Origin of the sequence: Pseudomonas mangiferae, assembly GCF_007109405.1 — a bacterium.
GTDB classification, from domain to species: Bacteria; Pseudomonadota; Gammaproteobacteria; order Pseudomonadales; family Pseudomonadaceae; genus Pseudomonas_T; species Pseudomonas_T mangiferae.
The window spans coordinates 109,677-129,013 of the sequence record NZ_VJOY01000010.1; the positions used below are offsets into that span (position 1 = coordinate 109,677).

General features: G+C 68.5%; 16 protein-coding genes. 8 read left to right on the plus strand and 8 right to left on the minus strand.

Annotated elements, in window-relative coordinates; all coding sequences use genetic code 11:
* Entirely contained in the window at nt 1-471 is a 471-nt protein-coding gene (gene tsaE, locus FM069_RS14785; protein ID WP_143489223.1) for a tRNA (adenosine(37)-N6)-threonylcarbamoyltransferase complex ATPase subunit type 1 TsaE, read from the minus strand.
* On the minus strand, nt 468-1,967 hold the full coding sequence (locus FM069_RS14790) for an NAD(P)H-hydrate dehydratase (RefSeq protein WP_143489135.1): 1,500 nt from the start codon (nt 1,965-1,967) through the stop codon (nt 468-470). Before FM069_RS14790 ends, tsaE begins: the two co-directional genes overlap by 4 nt.
* Before the next feature lie 63 nt (nt 1,968-2,030).
* Between FM069_RS14790 and queG the strand changes: the two genes are divergently transcribed.
* Nucleotides 2,031-3,116, plus strand: a complete 1,086-nt coding sequence (queG, locus tag FM069_RS14795; protein ID WP_143489136.1) for a tRNA epoxyqueuosine(34) reductase QueG — start codon at nt 2,031-2,033, stop codon at nt 3,114-3,116.
* 36 nt (nt 3,117-3,152) lie between these two features.
* Here the strand turns inward: queG and orn are convergent, their stop codons facing one another.
* Both orn and FM069_RS14805 read right to left on the minus strand, forming a co-directional pair.
* Nucleotides 3,153-3,695: an oligoribonuclease gene (gene orn, locus FM069_RS14800; RefSeq protein WP_143489137.1), complete on the minus strand. Its 543-nt coding sequence runs from the start codon at nt 3,693-3,695 to the stop codon at nt 3,153-3,155.
* Nucleotides 3,696-3,744: 49 nt separating this feature from the next.
* Nucleotides 3,745-4,542, minus strand: coding sequence for a class I SAM-dependent methyltransferase (locus tag FM069_RS14805; RefSeq protein ID WP_143489138.1), 798 nt, complete (start codon nt 4,540-4,542; stop codon nt 3,745-3,747).
* Nucleotides 4,543-4,647: 105 nt separating this feature from the next.
* Here FM069_RS14805 and rsgA point away from each other — a divergent pair, with 105 nt between their 5' ends.
* Nucleotides 4,648-5,679, plus strand: coding sequence for a small ribosomal subunit biogenesis GTPase RsgA (gene rsgA, locus FM069_RS14810; protein ID WP_143489139.1), 1,032 nt, complete (start codon nt 4,648-4,650; stop codon nt 5,677-5,679).
* 26 nt (nt 5,680-5,705) lie between these two features.
* Here rsgA and motB read toward each other — a convergent pair whose 3' ends face one another.
* Both motB and motA read right to left on the minus strand, forming a co-directional pair.
* Entirely contained in the window at nt 5,706-6,842 is a 1,137-nt protein-coding gene (gene motB / locus FM069_RS14815; protein ID WP_143489140.1) for a flagellar motor protein MotB, read from the minus strand.
* Between the two features lie 10 nt (nt 6,843-6,852).
* Nucleotides 6,853-7,704 carry a flagellar motor stator protein MotA gene (gene motA / locus FM069_RS14820; protein ID WP_143489141.1) on the minus strand — a complete coding sequence of 284 codons (852 nt, stop codon included), beginning with the start codon at nt 7,702-7,704 and terminating at the stop codon, nt 6,853-6,855.
* Nucleotides 7,705-7,822: 118 nt separating this feature from the next.
* Here motA and FM069_RS14825 point away from each other — a divergent pair, with 118 nt between their 5' ends.
* From FM069_RS14825 to FM069_RS14845, 5 genes are all read left to right on the plus strand, one after another.
* Nucleotides 7,823-9,346 carry an HDOD domain-containing protein gene (locus FM069_RS14825; protein ID WP_143489142.1) on the plus strand — a complete coding sequence of 508 codons (1,524 nt, stop codon included), beginning with the start codon at nt 7,823-7,825 and terminating at the stop codon, nt 9,344-9,346.
* Nucleotides 9,347-9,389: 43 nt separating this feature from the next.
* On the plus strand, nt 9,390-10,205 hold the full coding sequence (rhdA, locus tag FM069_RS14830) for a thiosulfate sulfurtransferase (RefSeq protein ID WP_143489143.1): 816 nt from the start codon (nt 9,390-9,392) through the stop codon (nt 10,203-10,205).
* A 40-nt stretch (nt 10,206-10,245) separates the two neighbouring features.
* Complete coding sequence (asd, locus tag FM069_RS14835) at nt 10,246-11,109, plus strand: archaetidylserine decarboxylase (protein WP_143489144.1); 864 nt, start codon at nt 10,246-10,248, stop codon at nt 11,107-11,109.
* A gap of 213 nt (nt 11,110-11,322) precedes the next feature.
* On the plus strand, nt 11,323-13,131 hold the full coding sequence (locus FM069_RS14840; protein ID WP_143489145.1) for a molecular chaperone: 1,809 nt from the start codon (nt 11,323-11,325) through the stop codon (nt 13,129-13,131).
* 66 nt (nt 13,132-13,197) lie between these two features.
* Complete coding sequence (locus tag FM069_RS14845; RefSeq protein WP_143489146.1) at nt 13,198-15,261, plus strand: GGDEF/EAL domain-containing response regulator; 2,064 nt, start codon at nt 13,198-13,200, stop codon at nt 15,259-15,261.
* 30 nt (nt 15,262-15,291) lie between these two features.
* Here FM069_RS14845 and serB read toward each other — a convergent pair whose 3' ends face one another.
* On the minus strand, nt 15,292-16,509 hold the full coding sequence (serB, locus tag FM069_RS14850) for a phosphoserine phosphatase SerB (RefSeq protein WP_143489147.1): 1,218 nt from the start codon (nt 16,507-16,509) through the stop codon (nt 15,292-15,294).
* 170 nt (nt 16,510-16,679) lie between these two features.
* On the opposite strand from serB, the gene FM069_RS14855 reads away from it, so the two are divergent.
* A complete protein-coding gene (locus FM069_RS14855) occupies nt 16,680-18,236 on the plus strand; it encodes an AhpA/YtjB family protein (protein WP_143489148.1) in 1,557 nt (518 codons plus the stop codon).
* Nucleotides 18,237-18,563: 327 nt separating this feature from the next.
* On the opposite strand, the gene FM069_RS14860 is transcribed toward FM069_RS14855, so the two are convergent.
* Nucleotides 18,564-19,286 (minus strand): PqiC family protein, encoded by a 723-nt coding sequence (locus FM069_RS14860; protein ID WP_143489149.1) that lies wholly within the window; start codon nt 19,284-19,286, stop codon nt 18,564-18,566.
* Nucleotides 19,287-19,337 lie beyond the last annotated feature (51 nt).

Here is a 19,337-nt window from a genome sequence, read left to right on the forward strand (position 1 = left end):
TCAAACTGCACCGCCCAGTACGGAGCACCAAGCCTCGCCACGTGCGCTGCGCGGCTGCAGGAGCAATCGCCTGCCGCTCCCGTGGGGGCTAATGGTAATGTCCAGGTCGGCCTTTGGCAAAATGCCTGCCCCGCGCTGCGGCCATTCCACCAGGCACAGGGCATCGTCGGCGAAGTAGTCGCGAATGCCGAGGAACTCCAGCTCTTCCGGGTCCGCCAGGCGATACAGGTCGAAGTGGAAGGCCCGGCATTCGCCCAGTTCATAGGGCTCCACCAGGGTGAACGTGGGACTCTTCACCGCGCCGTGGTGACCGAGGCCACGGATGATCCCGCGGGACAGGGTGGTCTTGCCCGCCCCCAGGTCGCCGTGCAGATACAGGATGCCGCGCCCGGCGGTCACCGCGGCGAGCCGCCCGCCCAGCGCCAGCATGCCGGCCTCGTCGGCGATCTCCAGGGTCAGCGCGTCGCTCACGGCCGGCACGGGGACACCTCCTCGAGGAGCTGGCGGATCGCCGGAATCAGGTCGCTGGCGGTCATGCCGCGCCCACCCTGACCCAGGCGTTCGCCAGCGCTGGCATGCAGCCAGACCGCCAGGCAGGCGGCGTCGTAGGCGGACAACCCCTGGCCCCGCAAGGCCCCCACCAGGCCGGCGAGCACGTCGCCGAAGCCGGCGCCGGCCATGGCCGGGTGGCCACGGTCGCAGAGGCTGAGGGGCTGGCCCGGCGCGGCCACCAGACTGCCGGCGCCCTTAAGGATCACGCAGCAGCCGAAGCGCTCCACCAGGGCGCGGGCGGCGGCCGGCCGGTCCGCCTGGACGTCGGCGGTGCTTCGGCCGAGCAGCCGGCCGGCTTCGCCGGGGTGCGGAGTGATGACCGCGTCGGGCGGCAGACGGTAGCCGCCGCTGGCCAGCAGGTTGAGCGCGTCGGCATCCCAGACCTGGGGCACCTCGCGGCCACTGGCGATGCTCAGCAGGCTGCGGCCCCAGGCGTCCTGGCCGAGGCCGGGGCCGACCACCAGCACGTCGGCCTTGTCCACCAGGGTGTGCAACTGATTGGCGGAGCGCACGCCCCGCGCCATGACTTCCGGCATCCGCGCCAGGGCGGCCGGGACGTGCTCGCCTCGGGTGGCCAGGCTCACCAGCCCGGCACCGGCGCGCAGGGCGCTCTCGGTGCTCAGCAGGACCGAGCCACCGAGGCCCAGGTCGCCGCCCACCACCAGCACATGGCCGAACTGCCCCTTGTGGGCGGTACGCGCGCGCGGCGCCAGGGTCGGCAGATACTCACGGGCCAGGCGCCGGGCGACCGCCGGGGTCGCCTCGCGCAGCGCCGCGTCCGCCTGCAGATCGTCGAATACCAGGTCGCCGGCCATGTCCGCCCCTTCACCGGAAAATAAACCGAGCTTGAGACCGATGAAGGTCACGGTCAGTTCGGCCCGCACCGCCACCTCCGGCACCCGCCCGCTGTCGGCCTCGAGCCCCGAGGGCAGGTCCACCGCCAGGATCGGCGCGCCGCTGGCGTTCAGCCAGCGGATCGCCTCGGCGTAGGGCGCTCGCAAGGTTCCGTGGAAGCCGGTGCCCAGCAGGGCATCCACCGCCACGCCCTCGACGGCGGACTGGGTGCTCCAGGACAGGACCTCCACCCCGGCGGCCAGGGCCTCCGCATGGGCCCGGCGGGCGTCGCCCTCGAGCCGCGTCGGTTCGCCCACCGCCAGCACCCGGACCTGCCAGCCCGCACGCGTGGCCAGCACAGCGACCAGGTAGCCGTCGCCGGCGTTGTTGCCATGGCCGGCCAGCACGGTCAGCGCGCCTGCGTCCGGCCAGCGTCGGCGCAGGGCATTCCAGGTGGCGCGGGCGGCGCGCTGCATGAGGTCGAAGCCCGGCGTGCCGGCGGCGATCAGGCGCGCATCCAGGTCGCGGACCTGGGCGGCGGAATGCAGGGAAGTGGGCAGGTCGTCGTGAAAGGCAGTCATGCGAGTCGGCGCGGGCGGCTGGGTCTGGCAGAATTATACGCACCTCCCTCGCTCCGTTCGCCCATGTCCGCCGCTCCCGCCTCTCCCCCTCCGCTCCGGCCCGACCCGGATGCCCTCGCGCAGTCGATCAAGGTCTGGGGTCGTGAGCTGGGCTTCCAGCAGGTGGGCATCGCCGGGGTGGTGCTGGGCGAGCACGAAGCGCACCTGCAGCGCTGGCTGGACGCCGGCTACCAGGGCGAAATGGAATACATGGCGGCCCACGGCAGCAAGCGCTCGCGGCCGGACGAGTTGGTCCCGGGGACCCTGCGGGTGGTGTCCCTGCGCATGGACTACCTGCCCGGCGACACCCGCATGACCCAGGTGCTGGGCGAGCCGGAGAAGGCCTACGTCTCCCGCTACGCCCTCGGCCGCGACTATCACAAGCTGATCCGCAAACGCCTGCAGCAGCTGGCCGAACGCATCCAGACGGCCATCGGCCCGTTCGGCTACCGGGCGTTCGTCGACAGCGCGCCGGTGCTGGAAAAGGCCATCGCCGAGCAGGCCGGCCTGGGCTGGATCGGCAAGAACACCCTGGTGCTCAACCGCAAGGCCGGCAGCTTCTTCTTTCTCGGCGAACTGTTCGTCGACATCCCGCTGCCGGTGGACCCGCCCCATGGCAGCGAGCACTGCGGCCGTTGCTCGGCCTGCCTGGATACCTGCCCCACCGCGGCCTTCGTCAGCCCCTACGTGCTGGACGCCCGGCGCTGTATTTCCTACCTGACCATCGAGCTCAAGGGGCCGATCCCGGAGGAGCTGCGGCCGCTGATCGGCAACCGGGTGTTCGGCTGCGACGACTGCCAGCTGGTCTGCCCGTGGAACCGGTTCGCTACGCCCACCGGGCAGGGCGACTTCCAGCCGCGCCACGGCCTGGACAATGCCGAGCTGGCGGCGCTGTTCCGCTGGGACGAGACGGAATTCCTCAGCCGTACCGAGGGCTCGCCCCTGCGTCGTGCCGGCTACGAGCGCTGGCTGCGCAACCTGGCGGTGGGGTTGGGCAACGCGCCGTCGACCATCGCGGTGCTGGAGGCACTGGCCTCCCGGCGCGAACATCCGTCGGCGCTGGTGCGGGAACACGTGGAATGGGCGCTGGCGCGCCACCGGCGGGGCTGAGGCGGCGCGACGGGCCGCCCGGGTTCAGGGTGCGGCTCAGAACTTGAAGAAATGCTGGCGATAGTGACGCAGTTCGGCGATGGACTCGCGGATGTCGTCCAGGGCCAGGTGGGTGCTGCCCTTGCTGAAGCCTTCGCGCACGCTCGGCGCCCAGCGGGCGGCCAGTTCCTTGACGGTGGACACGTCCAGGTTGCGGTAGTGGAAGTAGCGCTCCAGGGTCGGCATGTGGCGGAACAGGAAACGCCGGTCCTGGCAGATGCTGTTGCCGCACATGGGCGACTTGCCCTTCGGCACCCACTGCGCCAGGAACGCCACGGTCTGGGCCTCCGCCTCGGCGGCGTCGATGCGGCTTTCCCGCACCCGCTGGGTCAGCCCGCTCTGGCCATGCTGGCGGGTGTTCCATTCGTCCATGCCGTCCAGGGCCGCGTCGCTCTGGTGGACGGCGATCACCGGGCCCTCGGCGAGGATGTTCAGGTCGGAGTCGGTGACTACCGTGGCCATTTCGATGATCAGGTCGCTGTCCGGATTCAGGCCGGTCATTTCCAGGTCGATCCAGATCAGGTTTTGCGGGTCGGGCATGATGTACTCCTCGGCTGTAGCGCGCAGTCTAGCGAATCGGCGCTACGCCCTAGCGGATTTTCGCCGCACGGTCGCCGGCCTCGCCCAGGCGCCAGCACAGCAGGCGCGAGCCGCGCAGGTCATCCACCTCGAGGCAGGTGGAGGGCGGCCACTGGGGGATGTCGAAGCTGTTGCTGACCAGCCAGGCGCCCTCGCGCATCTCGGCCCGGGCCTTGTCGCCCAGGGCAGGCATCGGCGCGGGCGAAAGGAAGCAGTAGACGACGTCCCACGCCCCCAGCTCCACGTGCCACAGGTTGCGGTAGCGCACCCGGCAATTGCCCAGGGGCAGGCTGCGCAGCCAGGCGATGAGGAAGCTCAGCGGCGCCGTCTCCACCCCTTCGAAGCGTGCCTCGGGAAAGGCCCGCGCCAGCCTCGCCAGGGTGCCGCCCAGGCCACAGCCCAGGTCCATGAAGGTGAACGCCGCTCCGCGGGTCGCCAGCAGCTCGGCCAGCCGACGCTCGGTGCGGCGGCCGGTCAGGTAGAGCGGTACCCGCTCGCCCAGGCTGTTCCAGTTCAGCGACAACGCCAGCAGGAAGCCGGCCAGCGGCAGCAACGGTGGCAGGTGGCGTCCTTGCAGCGCCAGCAGCGCCGGGACGAAGAACAGGTTGATGGGTAGCCACCACACCGACAGCCCCCAGCACTGCCCGATCACCGCAGCGATCACCCCTTCCACCAGCGCAGCGGTCATGCCGCCGACGCGGATGCCCAGGCTCGCGCCGACCCCGAGCAGGAGCGCGGTGGCCAACAAAGCAAGCAGGTGCGCCAGGAGCGCCAGCAGGGCGGGGAAGCGGCGAGGATTCAGACGCATGGGGACACTCGGCAGGACGTGCGGGCAGTGTAGCCAGCCCCACCGTGGTCGGCACCTGGGCCCATGCTAGACTCGCGCCGCCCTTCCCCACGACTCGGAAACTCCATGGCCAAACGCCACCTCACTCGCCGGCAAAGCTGGCGGATCGAGAAGATCCAGGAAGAACGCGCCTCCCGCGCCGCCCGCCGGGAAAACCGCGCCATGGAGCAATTGGAAGGCAGCGATTTGGGCCCGGAGCAGGAGGGCTTGGTGATCGCCCACTTCGGGGTCCAGGTGGAAGTCGAAGCCTTGGGCGGCGAGCTGGCGGGCGAGGTCCGACGTTGCCACCTGCGCGCCAACCTGCCGACCCTGGTCACCGGCGACCAGGTGGTCTGGCGTGCCGGCCACCAGGGCAGCGGCGTGATCGTCGCGCAGCGGCCGCGGGCATCCGAGCTGTGCCGGCCAGACAGCCGCGGCCAGTTGAAGCCCGTGGCCGCCAACGTCGACCTGATCGTGATCGTCTTCGCCCCGCTGCCACAGCCTCACGCCAACCTCATCGACCGCTACCTGGTCGCGGCCGAGCACGCCGGCATCCAGCCCTTGCTGCTGCTGAACAAGGCGGACCTGATCGACGAGCACAACGCCGCGGCGCTGGACGACCTGCTAGACGTCTATCGCCAACTGGGCTACCCGCTGCTGGAAGTCTCGGCCCATGCGGGCGGCGGCATGCAGGACCTGCAGACGCGCCTGGATGGCCATGTGGCGGTGTTCGTCGGCCAATCGGGGGTGGGCAAGTCGTCCCTGGTGAACAGCCTGCTGCCGGGCGTGGACACCCGGGTCGGCGCCCTCTCGGAGCAGACCGGCAAGGGCACCCACACCACCACCACCGCGCGCCTGTTCCACTTCCCCGGGGGCGGCGAGCTGATCGACTCGCCCGGCATCCGGGAATTCGGCCTGGGCCACGTCAGCCGCCAGGACGTGGAGGCGGGCTTCATCGAGTTCAGTAACCTGCTGGGCACCTGCCGCTTCCGCGACTGCAAGCACGACCGCGAACCCGGTTGCGCCCTGTTGACTGCGCTGGAGGACGGACGCATCCACCCTCAACGCATGAACAGCTATCGCCACATCGTGGCGGGGATCGCCGAACCGGATTATTGAGCGGGAATGGCGCGAGCCGTGGACGCTCAGGGCTCCTTCGGCTCGTCCATCTTCAGGGCGCCCTGGTCGAAGGCGTTGAGTTTCTGTCGCAGCGCGTCCGCCTGCAGCGGGTCGCCTGAGGCGGGAGGCGTCGCGCCGGGGTTGAGGGAGGCCGCGGGCTTGCCCTGGGCGGGCGCAGAATGCGTCGCAGGGTTGGCCGGCGTGGCGGGATTGGTCGGCGTCGCAGGCGCGCCACTCTCACCGGCGGGGGGCGCCGGGTTGGCATCAGACGCCTTGGCATCGCCACTCTGCTCGCCCTTGATGTCCCGCTCCGCCTTCTTGGTCAGCACGGTGATGTCGATACGCCGGTTCACCGGGTTCAGCGGGTCTTCCCGGTCGAACAGCGCCGACGAGGCATAGCCCACCACACGCGCCACCTGGTCCTCCGGGTAACCGCCAGTGATCAGGGTCCGCCGCGCGGCGTTGGCGCGACTCGCCGACAGCTCCCAGTTGCCGAAGCCGCCCGGGCCGGTGCCGGCGAAGGGCTTGGCATCGGTGTGGCCGCTGATGCTGACCTTGTTCGGCACCGCCTTGATGGTGTCGGCCATGGACAGCAGGATGTCCTCGAAATACGGCTGCAGGCGGGCGCTGCCCAGGTCGAACATCGGCCGGTTGGCGGCATCCATGATCTGGATGCGCAGCCCGTCCTGGGTGATCTCGAACAGGATCTGGTCCTTGAAGCGCTTCAGCTCGGGGTTTTCCTCCACCTTGTTCTGCAGCTCCTGGAGCAGCAGTTCCAGGCGTTCACGCTCCATCTGGTCCGCCAGGGTCTCCACCTGCTTGGGGTCCACCTGGTCCTTGTGCACGGAATCGGTGGCCGCCTCCTGGGCATTGGGGGCGTCCTTTAGCTCGGGGTTGAGGGTGCGGTCCGGCGCCGGCGTGGGCGTGCCGCCCAGGTCGATCACATAGGGGCTCGCGCTCTCGGTGAAGCCGATGGGGTCCTGGAAGTAACCGGAGATGGCCTTCTTCTGCTCCGGCGTGGCGGAGGACATCAGCCACAGCACCAGGAAGAACGCCATCATCGCCGTGGCGAAGTCGGCGAAGGCGATCTTCCACGCCCCGCCGTGGTGGCCCGCTGCGCTCTTCTTGACGCGCTTGACGATGATCGGCTGATTGTTCTCCATGGCTCAGCCGTCAGCTGCCGCGCATGGCCTGTTCGAGCTCGGAGAAGCTCGGACGGTGGGCGGGGAAGAGCACCTTGCGGCCGAACTCCACCGCCAGGGTCGGCGGCATGCCGGAGGCCGACGACACCAGGCAGGCCTTGATCGCCTCGTAGACGTTGAGCTCTTCCTTGGCGTCATGCTCCAGGGAGACCGCCAGCGGGCCGAAGAAGCCGTACGCCGCGAGAATACCCAGGAAGGTCCCCACCAGGGCGGCACCCACGTGGACCCCCAGTTCGGCCTGGGCCACTTCGCCCAGCAGCGCCATGGTCACCACGATCCCCAGCACCGCCGCTACGATCCCGAAGCCAGGCAGGCCGTCGGCCAATCGCGCCACCGCATGGGATGGGTGCTCCAGCTCTTCTTTCAAGCTGTTCAGCTCCATGTCGAACAGCCCCTCCAGTTCGTGGGGCGCCATGTTGCCGGACGACATGATGCGCAGGTAATCGCAGACGAAGGCCATCATGCGTTCGTCCTTGAGGATCGCCGGGTACTTGCTGAAGATCGGGCTGGCCGCCGGGTCCTCGACGTCCGCCTCGATGGCCATCATGCCTTCGCGGCGGCTCTTGTTGAGAATCTCGTAGAGCATTTTCAGCACTTCGAGATAGAAGGTGTGGGTGAAGCGCGAGCTGAACATCTTCAAGGCTTTCTTGAAGACGTGCATGAAGGTGCTGCCGGGGTTGGCCTGGAGAAACGCCCCCAGGGCCGCGCCGCCGATGATCATCACTTCGAAGGGCTGGATCAGCGCGCCGATTTTGCCATGGGAGAGCACATATCCACCGAGCACGCTGGCGAATACGACGATGATGCCGATGATTTTTGCCATAGAAGAGTCTTGCAGGAAGTCAGTCGGAAGGGGGGCGCGAAACAACCCTTCTATTTATCGGTACTTATGCGCCAGACTATAGCCAGTTAAGGTTAAAAGCCAGTTTGGCTCAACCCCTATGCCCAGCCCGAAACCACTGCCGCGCACCCTCGCCGACTGGACCCGGCAGTTGGACGGCGTGCGTTTGCCGGTCTCCACGGCGAACCACGAACGCCTGCGTCACGTGCTGGGCTCCAGCAGCAATTCCCTGCGGGACATCGCCGAGGCGATCCAGGGCAGCCCTTCCGTAGCCCTGGAGTTGATACGCGAGGCGAACCGCGCCTCCAGCGCCCTGGGCAGCGCCGCCGAAAGCATCGAGGGTGCCCTCAACCGCCTCGGCCTCAAGCGCAGCGAGGAGCTGCTGAACCGCCTCCCGGCCGTGCCGGAAGAGCAGATTCCCCTGCCGCTGCGGCAGATCCAGATGATCAGCCAGCATGCCATGCAGCAGGCCAGCGGCCTGTTTGGTGCCCGCCTCGCCCGCCTGTGGCAGGAAATACAATGCAACAGTTTGCTGTTCCTCGCGCCGCTCTGGCCGCTGCTGGTGCTGCACCCGCAGCTGTACCCCGAGTGGGAACGCCGGGTGCTGACCCACGGCGAACCGGAGCGCAAGGTGGAGCTGGACCTGCTGGGCGTGCCGCTGCTGTCCATCTGCCTGGCCCTGGCCGAGCAATGGCGACTGCCCGACTGGGTGCTCCAGGGCTACCGCCTGCTGAACAACGACCGACGCCTGCTGGTGAAGGCCCTGTTCATCACCCGGGCGCAGGGTTCGCCGCTGCATCAGCAGCAGGCCCTGGATGCCGACCCCGGGCTGAGCCGCTGGCTGACCCATCCGGCCAACACCATCCTGCTGGCCAACGGCATCGCCCTCTCTTCCCATGACAACTGGACCTGCCTGCACAGCCTGCGCTGGCAGCGCCTGACCGCGCTGTACATGCGCCTGCCCATGGGCGAACTGCAGCAGCAGATTCACCAGTATGCGGCGCAGAGCGCCCGCGCCCACCACCGCCCCGGCCTCTGGCACCCGGCCACCGCGCTGCTCTGGCCCTGGGAGGAACGGCGCTTCCACGTCGCCCACGACACGCCGCCGGCGCCCCCCTCGGTCGACGCGCTGCAGGCATGGCGCACCCAGTGCACCCTGCTGCTCAAGGAGCCCAGCGCCTTCGCCAACGTGGTGCAACTGACCGCCAGCGCCCGGGATGCGATCCAGGCCTGCGGCATGCGCCGTACGCTGATTCTGATGCTTGACCGAAGCAGCGGCCGGCTCCTGGCCCAGCAGGCGGCGGGGCTGAAGCACACCGCCGGGCTGAGCCTCGACCCGTCCCAGAGCCAGATCCTCAAGCGCCTGCTCGCCCAGGCCGGGCAATTACGCCTGACCCCGGCCAACGCCGCACAGTTCTCCGCCTTCCTCCCCGGCCAGTTGAAGGGCCTGTTCACCGGCGAGCACCTGATCCTGCGCTCCATCGCCAGCCACGACCGGGTCGCGATGCTGGTGGTGACCGACCAGGATGGCCTGCCGTTCTCCGAAGTCAGCCTGCAGGCGTTCGGCAAGACCGTGCAATGCATCGAGCGGGCTCTCGGCCACTTCGCCCGCCGCGGGCGCTGACCTTTCCGTTACAATCCGCCCTTTACCCGCTTCGGAGGCCGTCATGTCCGCCTTCTCTTCGCTGCCGCTGGTGATCGAGCCGGCCGACCTCGCTGCGCGCCTGGAAGCGCCGGAACTGATCCTGGTAGACCTCACCAGCGCAGCGCGCTATGCCGAGGGTCACCTGCCCGGCGCGCGTTTCGTCGACCCGAAACGCACGCAATGGGGCCAGCCCCCGGCTCCGGGCCTGCTACCGGCCCAAAGCGACCTGGAAGCCCTGTTCGGCGAACTGGGCCACCGCGACGATGCGGTCTACGTGGTGTACGACGACGAAGGCGGTGGCTGGGCCGGGCGCTTCATCTGGCTGCTGGACGTGATCGGCCATCATCGCTACCACTACCTCAATGGCGGCCTGCACGCCTGGCTGGCAGACCGCCGCCCGTTGTCCCGGGACGTTCCGCCCGCCGCCGGCGGTCCCGTGCCGGTGAGCCTGCACGACGAGCCGACCGCCACCCGCGAGTACCTGCAGGCGCGCCTGGGCGCCGCCGACCTGGCCATCTGGGATGCACGCGCGCCCGGCGAATACGACGGCAGCAAGGTGCTCGCCGCCAAGGCCGGGCATATCCCCGGGGCGATCAACTTCGAATGGACCCAGGGCATGGACCGCGACAACGCGCTGCGCATCCGCGCGGATATCGCCCAGGTGCTCGACGAGCGGGGCCTGACCCCGGACAAGGAAATCGTCACCCACTGCCAGACCCATCACCGCTCGGGTTTCACCTACCTGGTGGCCAAGGCCCTGGGCTACCCGCGGGTGAAGGGCTATGCCGGTTCCTGGTCCGAGTGGGGCAACCACCCGGACACGCCGGTGGAAACCTGATCCGACCCGACCGGACCCGATCGTGCCTCGAGGACACTCCATGAAAGACCGCTTGTTCATCGCCAGCCAGTACCTGCTGCCGCACCACGCGCTGTCGCGCCTGGCCGGCTGCGTCGCCGAGTGCCGGGTGCGCTGGTTCAAGGACGCCTTCATCAGCCGCTTCGCCCGGCATTACCAGGTGGACATGGGCGAAGCCCAGGTGGAAGACCTGGCCGCCTACGAGCACTTCAACGCCTTCTTCACCCGCGCCCTGAAAGAGGGCGCCCGGCCGCTGGACACCACACCCGGCGCGGTACTCAGCCCGGCCGATGGCGGCATCAGCCAGCTCGGGCGCATCGAGCACGGGCGTATCTTCCAGGCCAAGGGCCACAGCTTCAGCGCGCTGGAACTGCTGGGGGGCGACGCCGAGCGGGCCGCGCCCTTCATGGGCGGCGAGTTCGCCACCGTCTACCTGTCGCCGCGGGACTACCACCGGGTCCACATGCCCCTGGCCGGCACCCTGCGGGAGATGGTCTACGTGCCCGGCCGGCTGTTCTCGGTCAACCAGACCACGGCGGAAAACGTACCGGAACTGTTCGCCCGCAACGAGCGGGTGGTCTGCCTGTTCGATACGGAGCGAGGCCCCATGGCGGTGGTGCTGGTGGGCGCGATGATCGTCGCCTCCATCGAAACCGTATGGGCTGGCCTGGTCACCCCGCCGAAGCGCGAACTGAAGACCGTGCGCTACGACGAAGCCGCACGGGGGCCGATCCACCTGGAGGCCGGCGCCGAACTGGGGCGCTTCAAGCTGGGATCGACCGCCATCGTACTGTTCGGGCCCCAGGCGGTTCGCTGGGACGACGCCCTGCTGGCCGGTAGCCCGGTGCGCATGGGCCAGCGCCTGGGCCAGGCGGTACAGGCCTGACCGTCCGTCGAACCTGGCTGCACGAAGGTCGGAACCGGGAACTTTGGCGCGCAGTCGGACCTAAAGGCTTTTTGCCATCAGGCATCATGGGCACCGCCCCTTCGGTGCCAGCGCGCCGCCCGGGGTCAGGCTGCGGCCCCCTCGGGATGCTGCTAGAGTTCGGAAAGCCTGCATAGACGAAACCTGTCAGTACCGCTGGAGTCATTCGGTTAGATGGATAATCAGAGTCCCCACCTGCTTCTGCGTGTGCCGACCCCGAGCAAGCAGAGCCTCTCCTTTTGCGACGCCAGTCCGCGCGACCTCAAGCGTTGGATCGAGGCGTTGCCGAAGGCGAACCTGGGGGAGACCGCCCGCCAGCTTTACCAGAGCCTGGTGGAAATCAACCAGTTGGTGACGCCGGCGGAGAACCGCCTGCAACTGCTCGAGCTGATCCGCCCCGAGGTCTACTACGTCTGCAAGCATCTGGAGCGGCACTTCCTCAACCAGGCGATCGTGCTGGACGAGCGTCCGCGCAAGGTCGCCAACCTGTGCCAGGCCCTGCAGAACCACCTGGCGGTGGGCTACAAGCTGATCGTCGCCCAGGAGGCGCCCAAGGCGCAGCGTGACCGGGCGCAACTGCTCACCGTAGCCCTGCAGCGGGCGTCCCACAGCCTCTGCGGCCCGCTGATCCGCGCCAGCCAGCTGTACTGCCCGGTGCCGGAAGGCCTGTGGCTGGAGCTGCACCAGCTCTACCAGATCGCCCGTTATCGCCACCTGCAGAACGTGGTAGTGCGCGACGGCCTGGCGTTTCACAGCAAGGGCCTGAGCATCGAGCAGACCTACCTGGTGGCGCTGCTCCTGGGCTGCGCCCGTTGCAACCAGATGCGCCAGAACGGCATCGCCCGCCTCGCCGAGGTGCTGGAGCCCTGGTCGGCGCTGGTGAACCTGCAGAACGCCGAGGCGCCCACCTCACTGTTCGTGGTGGCGCCGCAGATGGACGGCCCGCCGCGCTACAAGTCGCTGTTCAAGGAAGGCGAGCTGCAAAACCTGCTGGGGATCGACCCCCTGCCGCTGGTGGACGCGATCAAGGAGTACCTGCTGCTCTCCCCCGAATCCCGCGGCAAGTCGCGCCTGCTGGTGCCCGAAGGCTTCAGCCTCGACCTGCTGCAGCATCTCAGCTCGGCCTGGGGCGACATCTCCGAGCGTACCTTCCAGCGCAACCCCGGCCAGGGCAGCCTGACCACCTGCATCGGCATGAGCGCCCTGCACTTCTTCCTCGCCGGGCAGAAGTCCTTCAGCGACGTGCTCAAGCAACCGCCGAAAGTCCACCATGCGGTGTTCAAGACCGAAAGCGGCGGGCCCGACGTCTGGGCCGGCGCCTTCGATGCCCAGCCCACCAACTGGGACGAAGGCCTGCCCTACGAGGAAATCCAGTATCAGAAGCCGCCGTCCGCCAACGGCGAGCACCACTCGCCGCCCAGCAGCAGCGAAAGCTACCCCACCTACCCCTTGCCCATCGTCAACCACAGCCCCGGCGGCTACTGCCTGAGCTGGCCCAAGGAAGTGCCGAGCCAGTTGCAGGCCGGCGAATTGCTGGGCATCCAGGACGCCCCCGGCCACGGCTGGAGCATCGCGGTGGTGCGCTGGATTCGCCAGGTGCGCGGCGGCGGCACCCAGATGGGCATCGAACTGATCGCCCCCCATGCCACCCCTTGCGGGCTGCAGCTGCTGCGCAAGGCCGAGCAGAGCAGCCAGTACCTGCGGGCGCTGCTGCTGCCGGAAATCAGCGCGATCTCGCGGCCGGCCACCCTGCTCACGCCGCGCCTGCCGTTCCAGGAAGGCAACAAGGTGCAGATCAACCTGCAGGGCGACGAGCGCCGCGCGGTGCTCACCCGCCGGCAGACCTCCACCGGCAGCTTCAACCAGTTCGAATACCGTCCGTTCGAGGAAGCGAGCACTCAGGTCGGGAAGCCCGTCACAGCTTCGAAAGCCCAGGAAACCAGCGGCGAGGAAGACTTTGACTCACTCTGGAAGTCGCTGTAGATTGCGGCTCCTACCCCCTTTTGTCGCTGCTTTGCGCCCGTTCGGCGCAGTCTTAACGACCGAGCCATGGCCATCGAAAAGAAAACCATCCGGCTGCTGATCCTCGAGGACTCGCAGAACGAAGCCGAGCGCCTGGTCAGCCTGTTCCGCAATGCGGGACGCGCCACCCGCGTCCACCGCCTGACGTCCAGCGACGACCTGCAGGATGCCCTGCAGCAGAGCTGGGACCTGCTGATCGCCGCGCCGCTCAGCGACGGCCTCGACCCCGGCGAAGCCCTCGCCGCGATCCGCCGCCAGGCCAAGGACATCCCCTTCATCCAACTGGTGGACGGTACCGATACCGACCTCATCACCGAGGCCCTGACTCTAGGCGCCCAGGATGCCGTGCCCCTGGGCGAAGACGAGCGCCTGGTGCTGGTGGCCAACCGCGAACTCGCCAACCTGGAAGAACGCCGCGCCCGCCGCGCCGCGGAAGTCGCCCTGCGCGAGACCGAGAAGCGCTGCCAGTTGCTGCTGGACAGCTCGGTGGACGCCATCGCCTACGTCCACGACGGCATGCACATCTACGCCAACCGCGCCTACGTGGAGCTGTTCGGCTACGAGGATGCGGAAGAACTGGAAGGCATGCCGATGATCGACCTGATCGCGGCCAGCGACCAGGCCGCGTTCAAGGATTTCCTGAAGCACTACCCGAGCGAAGGCAACGCCGAGCTGGTCTGCGACGGCAGCAAGGCCGACGCCGGCAAGTTCCAGGCACGGATGAGCTTCTCTCCCGCCACCTACGACGGCGAGCCGTGCATCCAGGTGGTGATCCGCACCGACGCGGGCAACGCCGAGCTGGAAGAGAAGCTGCGGGAGATCAGCAGCCAGGACCTGGTCACCGGCCTGTACAACCGCAGCTATTTCCTCGAACTGCTGGATGGCGCGGTGCAGCGGGCGGTCAACGCCGCGCAGCCGTCCAGCCTCGCCTACATCCGGGTCGATCGCTACGCCACCCTGCTGGCGGACATCGGCATCGCCGGGATCGACCTGCTGCTCACCGACCTGGCCAATCTGCTGCGTGGCCACTTCAATGGCGAGGCCCAGCTGGCCCGCTTCGGCGACGACGTGTTCGGCGTCCTGCAGCCCGGGCAGACCCCGGAGCAACTGCAGCCCAGCCTCCAGGCGCTATTGAAGAAGGTCGAGAGCCAACTGTTCGACGTCAGCGGCCGCACCGTTCAGACCACCCTGTCCATCGGCGTCGCCGGCCTCGACGAAAAGACCGTCAAAGCCCAGGACGTGGTGGATCGCGCCCACCGCAGCGCCGACGAGCTGACCGACGGCAACGGCGTCAAGCTGTACAACCCGGCCGAGGAACTGATGGCCGCCGCCAACCGCGGCAATGTCCTGGCCATGGTCCGCCATGCCCTCGACACCAACAGCTTCCGCCTGCTGTTCCAGCCGGTGATCAGCCTGCGCGGCGATACCTTCGAGCACTACGAGGTGTTGTTGCGCCTGCTCAGCCCTCAGGGCAAGGAAGTGCCGCCGGGGGATTTCCTGGTGGCCGCCAAGGATGCCGGGCTGGCCGAGAAGATCGACCGCTGGGTGATCCTCAACTCGGTGAAGCTCCTCGCCGAGCATCGCAGCAAGGGCCACAGCACGCGCCTGTTCGTCCACCTGTCCAGCGCCAGCCTGCAGGACCCGACCCTGCTGCCGTGGCTGAGCGTGGCACTGAAGGCGGCGCGGCTGCCGTCCGACTCGCTGATCCTGCAGCTGAGCGAGCCCGACGCCATCGCCTACCTGAAGCAGGCGAAGGTGCTCACCCAGGGACTGGCGCAATTGCACTGCAAGGTGGCGCTGAGCCAGTTCGGCTGTGCGCTGAACCCGTTCAACACCCTCAAGCACCTGAACGTGGACTTCGTCAAAGTGGACGGGTCGTTCGCCCAGGACCTGAGCAACGCGGAAAACCAGGAAGCCTTGAAGAACCTGGTGGCCAACCTGCACGCCCAGGCCAAGCTGACCATCGTGCCGTTCGTGGAGAGCGCCAGCGTGCTGGCGACCCTCTGGCAGGCCGGGATCAACTACATCCAGGGCTACTACCTGCAAGGCCCCAGCCAGGCGATGGACTACGACTTCGCTTCCGACGAGTGAAGCCAGGGCCGGGCGCCCGGCCCCGTCGCCTCAGCGACCGCTCTCGCGATCGCGATACCCCAGCAGATAGAGCACGCCATCCAGCCCCAGGGTGGTGATGGCCTGCTTCGCCGAGCGCCGCACCAGCGGCTTCGCCCGGAACGCCACGCCGAGGCCGGCCAGCGCCAGCATCGGCAGGTCGTTGGCGCCGTCGCCCACGGCAATGGTCTGCTCCAGTTGCAGCCCTTCCCGCTCGGCCAGTTCCCGCAGCAGGTCGGCCTTGCGCTGGGCATCGACGATGGGCTCCACCGCCACGCCGGTGAGCTGGCCGTCGACGATCTCCAGCTCATTGGCGAACACATAGTCGATGCCCAGCTTCTGCTGGACCTGGCGGGCGAAATAGCTGAAGCCGCCGGAGAGGATCGCGGTCTTGTAGCCCAGGCGCTTGAGTTCGGCGAACAGGGTTTCCGCGCCCTCGGTCAGGCGCAGGGACGCCCCGATGCCCGCCAGCACGTCCTCGGGTAGCCCCTTGAGCAGGGCCAGGCGCTCCGTGAAGCTGGCGCGGAAATCCAGTTCACCGCGCATCGCCCGCTCGGTGATGGCCGCCACCTTCTCGCCCACGCCGGCCGCCTTGGCCAGTTCGTCGATCACCTCCGCCTCGATCAGCGTCGAATCCATGTCGAACACCGCCAGCCGGCGATTGCGACGGAACACCGTTTCCTGCTGGAAGGCGATGTCCACGTCCAGGGCCTGGGCCGCCTCGAAGAAATCCGCGCGCAGCGCCTCAAGGTCGGCGGGGTCGCCGCTCACGGCGAATTCCAGGCAGCCCTTGCCCAGGGCTTCCTGTTCGCTGTCCAGGGGCATGCGGGCGGACAGCCGGTCGATCCGGTCGATGTTCAACCCGTGGCGAGCGACGACGGCGCTGACCCGCTGCAGGTGCTCGGCGCTGACCTTGCGGCTGAGCAGGGTGACCACGTAGCGACCCTTGTCCTGGCGCTCGACCCATTGCCGGTACTCGGCATCGGGTACCGGCGTGAAGCGCACCTGCAGGTCCAGCTCATGGGCCACCTGCTGTACGCCCCTGAGCAGACCGGCGGCGGTGTCGGTGCCGGGGATTTCCACCAGCAGGCCGAACGACAGCATGCCGTGCACGGCCGCCTGGCCGATATCGAGGACGGTGACACCGCCCTGGGCCAATACACCGGCGATCGCCGCGGTGAGCCCGGGACGGTCTTCCCCAGTGATGTTGATCAGGACTATCTCGCGCAAGGCGCCATCTCCCAAGCAAAGAAGGCGGCCATTCTACCCCGCAAAACCGCCGGTGGCGGGAAAAGGCTCTGGCGCGGGCCCGCTGACGGCCGGGAGAGTTTGTTTCTTTAGTGGCAGGAAGGCTTTCCGTATACTGCGCGACCTACCCTGTCCGAAAAGAGCCGCGCTCCGTGACCCGGCCCACGTCCGTCAAACCCGATAATTTCTTCCTGCTGATCTTCCACGCCCTGCGCCAGCGGCGCGTTCCCTTGGCCCTGCGGGTCGTCAGCCACACTGTATTTCTAGTGGCGCTGGCCCTGGTGATCTACGCCTGGGTCATGGGGATGCAGTTCAAGCAGGCCATGCAGCAGCAGGCTGATGCCCTGGGCCAGAGCCTGACCAGCCAGACCGCGGCCTCTGCCACCGAGCTGCTGGTGTCCAACGACATCCTCAGCCTCAACGTGCTGCTCAACAACCTGGTGAAGAACCCGCTGGTGGCCCACGCCGCCATCTACAGCGTGGACAACCGCATCCTCGCCGAGGCCGGCTCGCGGCCCAAGCAGGGCCTGCTGGGGGAGACGGAGGGCCTCTACTCCACCCCCATCACCTTCCAGGAGGTGATCGCCGGGCATCTGCGGCTGAGCCTGGACATGCAGCAGTTCCAGCAGCCGATGACCATCAGCCTGCAGAGCATGGGCCTGATCAGCCTGATCCTGCTGGCCCTGACCCTGTCCCTCAGCCTGCGCCTGGGCCGCCATATTTCCACGCCGCTGTTGCAGTTGCGTGTCTGGCTGCGCGACCCGGACGACCCCGCGCCCGCGGCCTCCCGCCAGGACGAGATCGGCGACCTGGCGCGCCAGCTCCAGGGCCTACTGGTGCCGGAGAAACCGCCGGTACCGGAGCTGGAAGAAGAGGTGCTGTTCGAAGAAGAGGACGCCTACGACGTCAACTACGGCGACGTGAACCGGGCCGACAGCGGCATCGACGAGCGCTTCGACGACGAGCCGGGTTTCGACGAACCGGGCTTCCAGGTCCGCGACCTGCGGGACACGCGCTACGACGTGCAGGAGGACGCCTCCAGCACCCTGTTCACCGCGGACGATGACGACCCGTTCTCCGACCTGCGCCCGTCGGTGGACGAGCCCTCCGCGCCCTACGTGCCGCCGGCGCCGCAGAAGGCCCAGTACAGCGCCGTGCTGGCGATCCAGCTGGGCGCCCAGGACCAGCTGCGCCGGCTGCCCCGCTCGCGCCTGATGGACCTGCTGCAACGCTACCGGGACTGCCTGGACCAGGCGGCCGAGCTCTACCAGGGCCGGCTGCACACCCTGAGCGATGGCGGCAGCCTGATGCTGTTCCATAGCCGCGACAATGCCGAGGAATACCTCACCCACGCCCTGTGCTGCGGCGAACTGCTGCGCGCCCTGGGCCATGCCCTGCAGATCGAGGTGGCCGACAGCGGCATCGCCCTGCAACTGCAGCTGGGCCTGACCCTGGGCGGCGACCTCAGCACCCTGGGCCAGGGCGACCTGCTGCTGGACGAGACCACCCAGAGCGCCATCGCCCTGAGCCAGCACAGCCGCAACCTGCTGCTGGTGGAGCGGGCCATCGCCGACGACCCGCTGGTGCGCCAGCGCGCCCGCATCCGCGCCATCGCCAGCCCAGAAGGGGCCTGCTGCGTCGAGCGCCTGCTGGACCCCTACCCGGCGCTGCTGGAGCGCCAGCTGACGCGCATGCACGAGCGGCGCTGACGCCCTGCGACCCGGCCGGCATCCTGCCGCCGGGTCGACTCACTCCCCCTGCGTATTCTTCAGGCGAGCGCCACGCGGGCTGCGCGCGGCGCATGGCTTCGTCACCGTCATCGAAGCCACCCCTCCTCCACTTCCCGTGCAAAACGGCTGTACCACGACACCGCGCATGCTTTCGAAGCGCGGCCTCAGGACGTCAGGTAAGCGGATTGGCATGGCCATGGCCCACCCATACCGGGCAGGACAACACATGCGTCGGCAGTCTTGCCGAAGCATGTGTGGGGGGGCGTCAGAAGAAACGAGGCCGCACTCGGTGCGGCCTGTCCGGGATCAGAAGCGGAACACTTCAACGTCGTTGCGCACCGGCGACGCCATGGGGATGCGCGGCTTGTCCGGGGTGTGGGCGCGGGACGGGCTCTGGGAAGACTTGGGCGGCTCGCTGGCGGGGCTCGCGACGGCGGAAGCCTGGGCGGTGGCCAGGGGCTGCACGGCGATGGACAGTTGCTCCGCCAGGCGCCGCAGCAGCACGCTCTGGGCTTCCACCTGGGCGGCCGGCGTGCCCTGGTGCGGTTGTTCCAGGCGCACCAGGCGGCTGTCGCGCAGGCGGCCGTTGCGGTCAAGCAGGCGCCATTGCGCCTCCAGCACCGCCGGCAGTTCCGGACCGGAATCGAAGCGGCTGATGCTCAGCAGCACCTGGATGTCGGGGGTGAAGCCGGGCTGGGTGGGAGCCAGCACCAGGCGCTGGCTGTCCAGGCGCGAGGCCAGCTGGCGCAGCAGCACCTGGTCGATGTCGGCGGACAGGCTGCCGGCCCAGCGGCCGTCCCGCGCCGCCACCAGGCTGCCGTCGGCACGGCGTTGCAGCAGGGCTTCCCGCTGCAGGTAGTCAGCCACGTGGACCGGGCCGAGGAGCACCGCCACGCCTTGGTTCTTCTTCGGCAGCTCGGGGCTGCCGTTGTCCAGTTGGTAGAGCGGGATCGGCGCACGTGCGGCGCAGCCGCCGAGGCCGAGCACGCCGGCCAGCAGGAGCAGTATGGGGAGTCGAACCCTGTTCATCGCATTCAATCTCGTTAGCGGCAACCCGTTCGCCGACGCGGGGCGCGGCGT

Coding starts and splice junctions, on each gene's coding strand:
- asd (WP_143489144.1), top strand. CDS start 10,246: ATGAAAGACCGCTTGTTCATCGCCAGCCAGTACCTGCTGCCGCACCAC.
- FM069_RS14840 (WP_143489145.1), top strand. CDS start 11,323: ATGGATAATCAGAGTCCCCACCTGCTTCTGCGTGTGCCGACCCCGAGC.
- motA (WP_143489141.1), bottom strand. CDS start 7,704: ATGGCAAAAATCATCGGCATCATCGTCGTATTCGCCAGCGTGCTCGGT.
- FM069_RS14805 (WP_143489138.1), bottom strand. CDS start 4,542: ATGCGTCTGAATCCTCGCCGCTTCCCCGCCCTGCTGGCGCTCCTGGCG.
- FM069_RS14790 (WP_143489135.1), bottom strand. CDS start 1,967: ATGACTGCCTTTCACGACGACCTGCCCACTTCCCTGCATTCCGCCGCC.
- rsgA (WP_143489139.1), top strand. CDS start 4,648: ATGGCCAAACGCCACCTCACTCGCCGGCAAAGCTGGCGGATCGAGAAG.
- FM069_RS14825 (WP_143489142.1), top strand. CDS start 7,823: ATGCCCAGCCCGAAACCACTGCCGCGCACCCTCGCCGACTGGACCCGG.
- rhdA (WP_143489143.1), top strand. CDS start 9,390: ATGTCCGCCTTCTCTTCGCTGCCGCTGGTGATCGAGCCGGCCGACCTC.
- queG (WP_143489136.1), top strand. CDS start 2,031: ATGTCCGCCGCTCCCGCCTCTCCCCCTCCGCTCCGGCCCGACCCGGAT.
- FM069_RS14860 (WP_143489149.1), bottom strand. CDS start 19,286: ATGAACAGGGTTCGACTCCCCATACTGCTCCTGCTGGCCGGCGTGCTC.
- FM069_RS14845 (WP_143489146.1), top strand. CDS start 13,198: ATGGCCATCGAAAAGAAAACCATCCGGCTGCTGATCCTCGAGGACTCG.
- motB (WP_143489140.1), bottom strand. CDS start 6,842: ATGGAGAACAATCAGCCGATCATCGTCAAGCGCGTCAAGAAGAGCGCA.
- orn (WP_143489137.1), bottom strand. CDS start 3,695: ATGCCCGACCCGCAAAACCTGATCTGGATCGACCTGGAAATGACCGGC.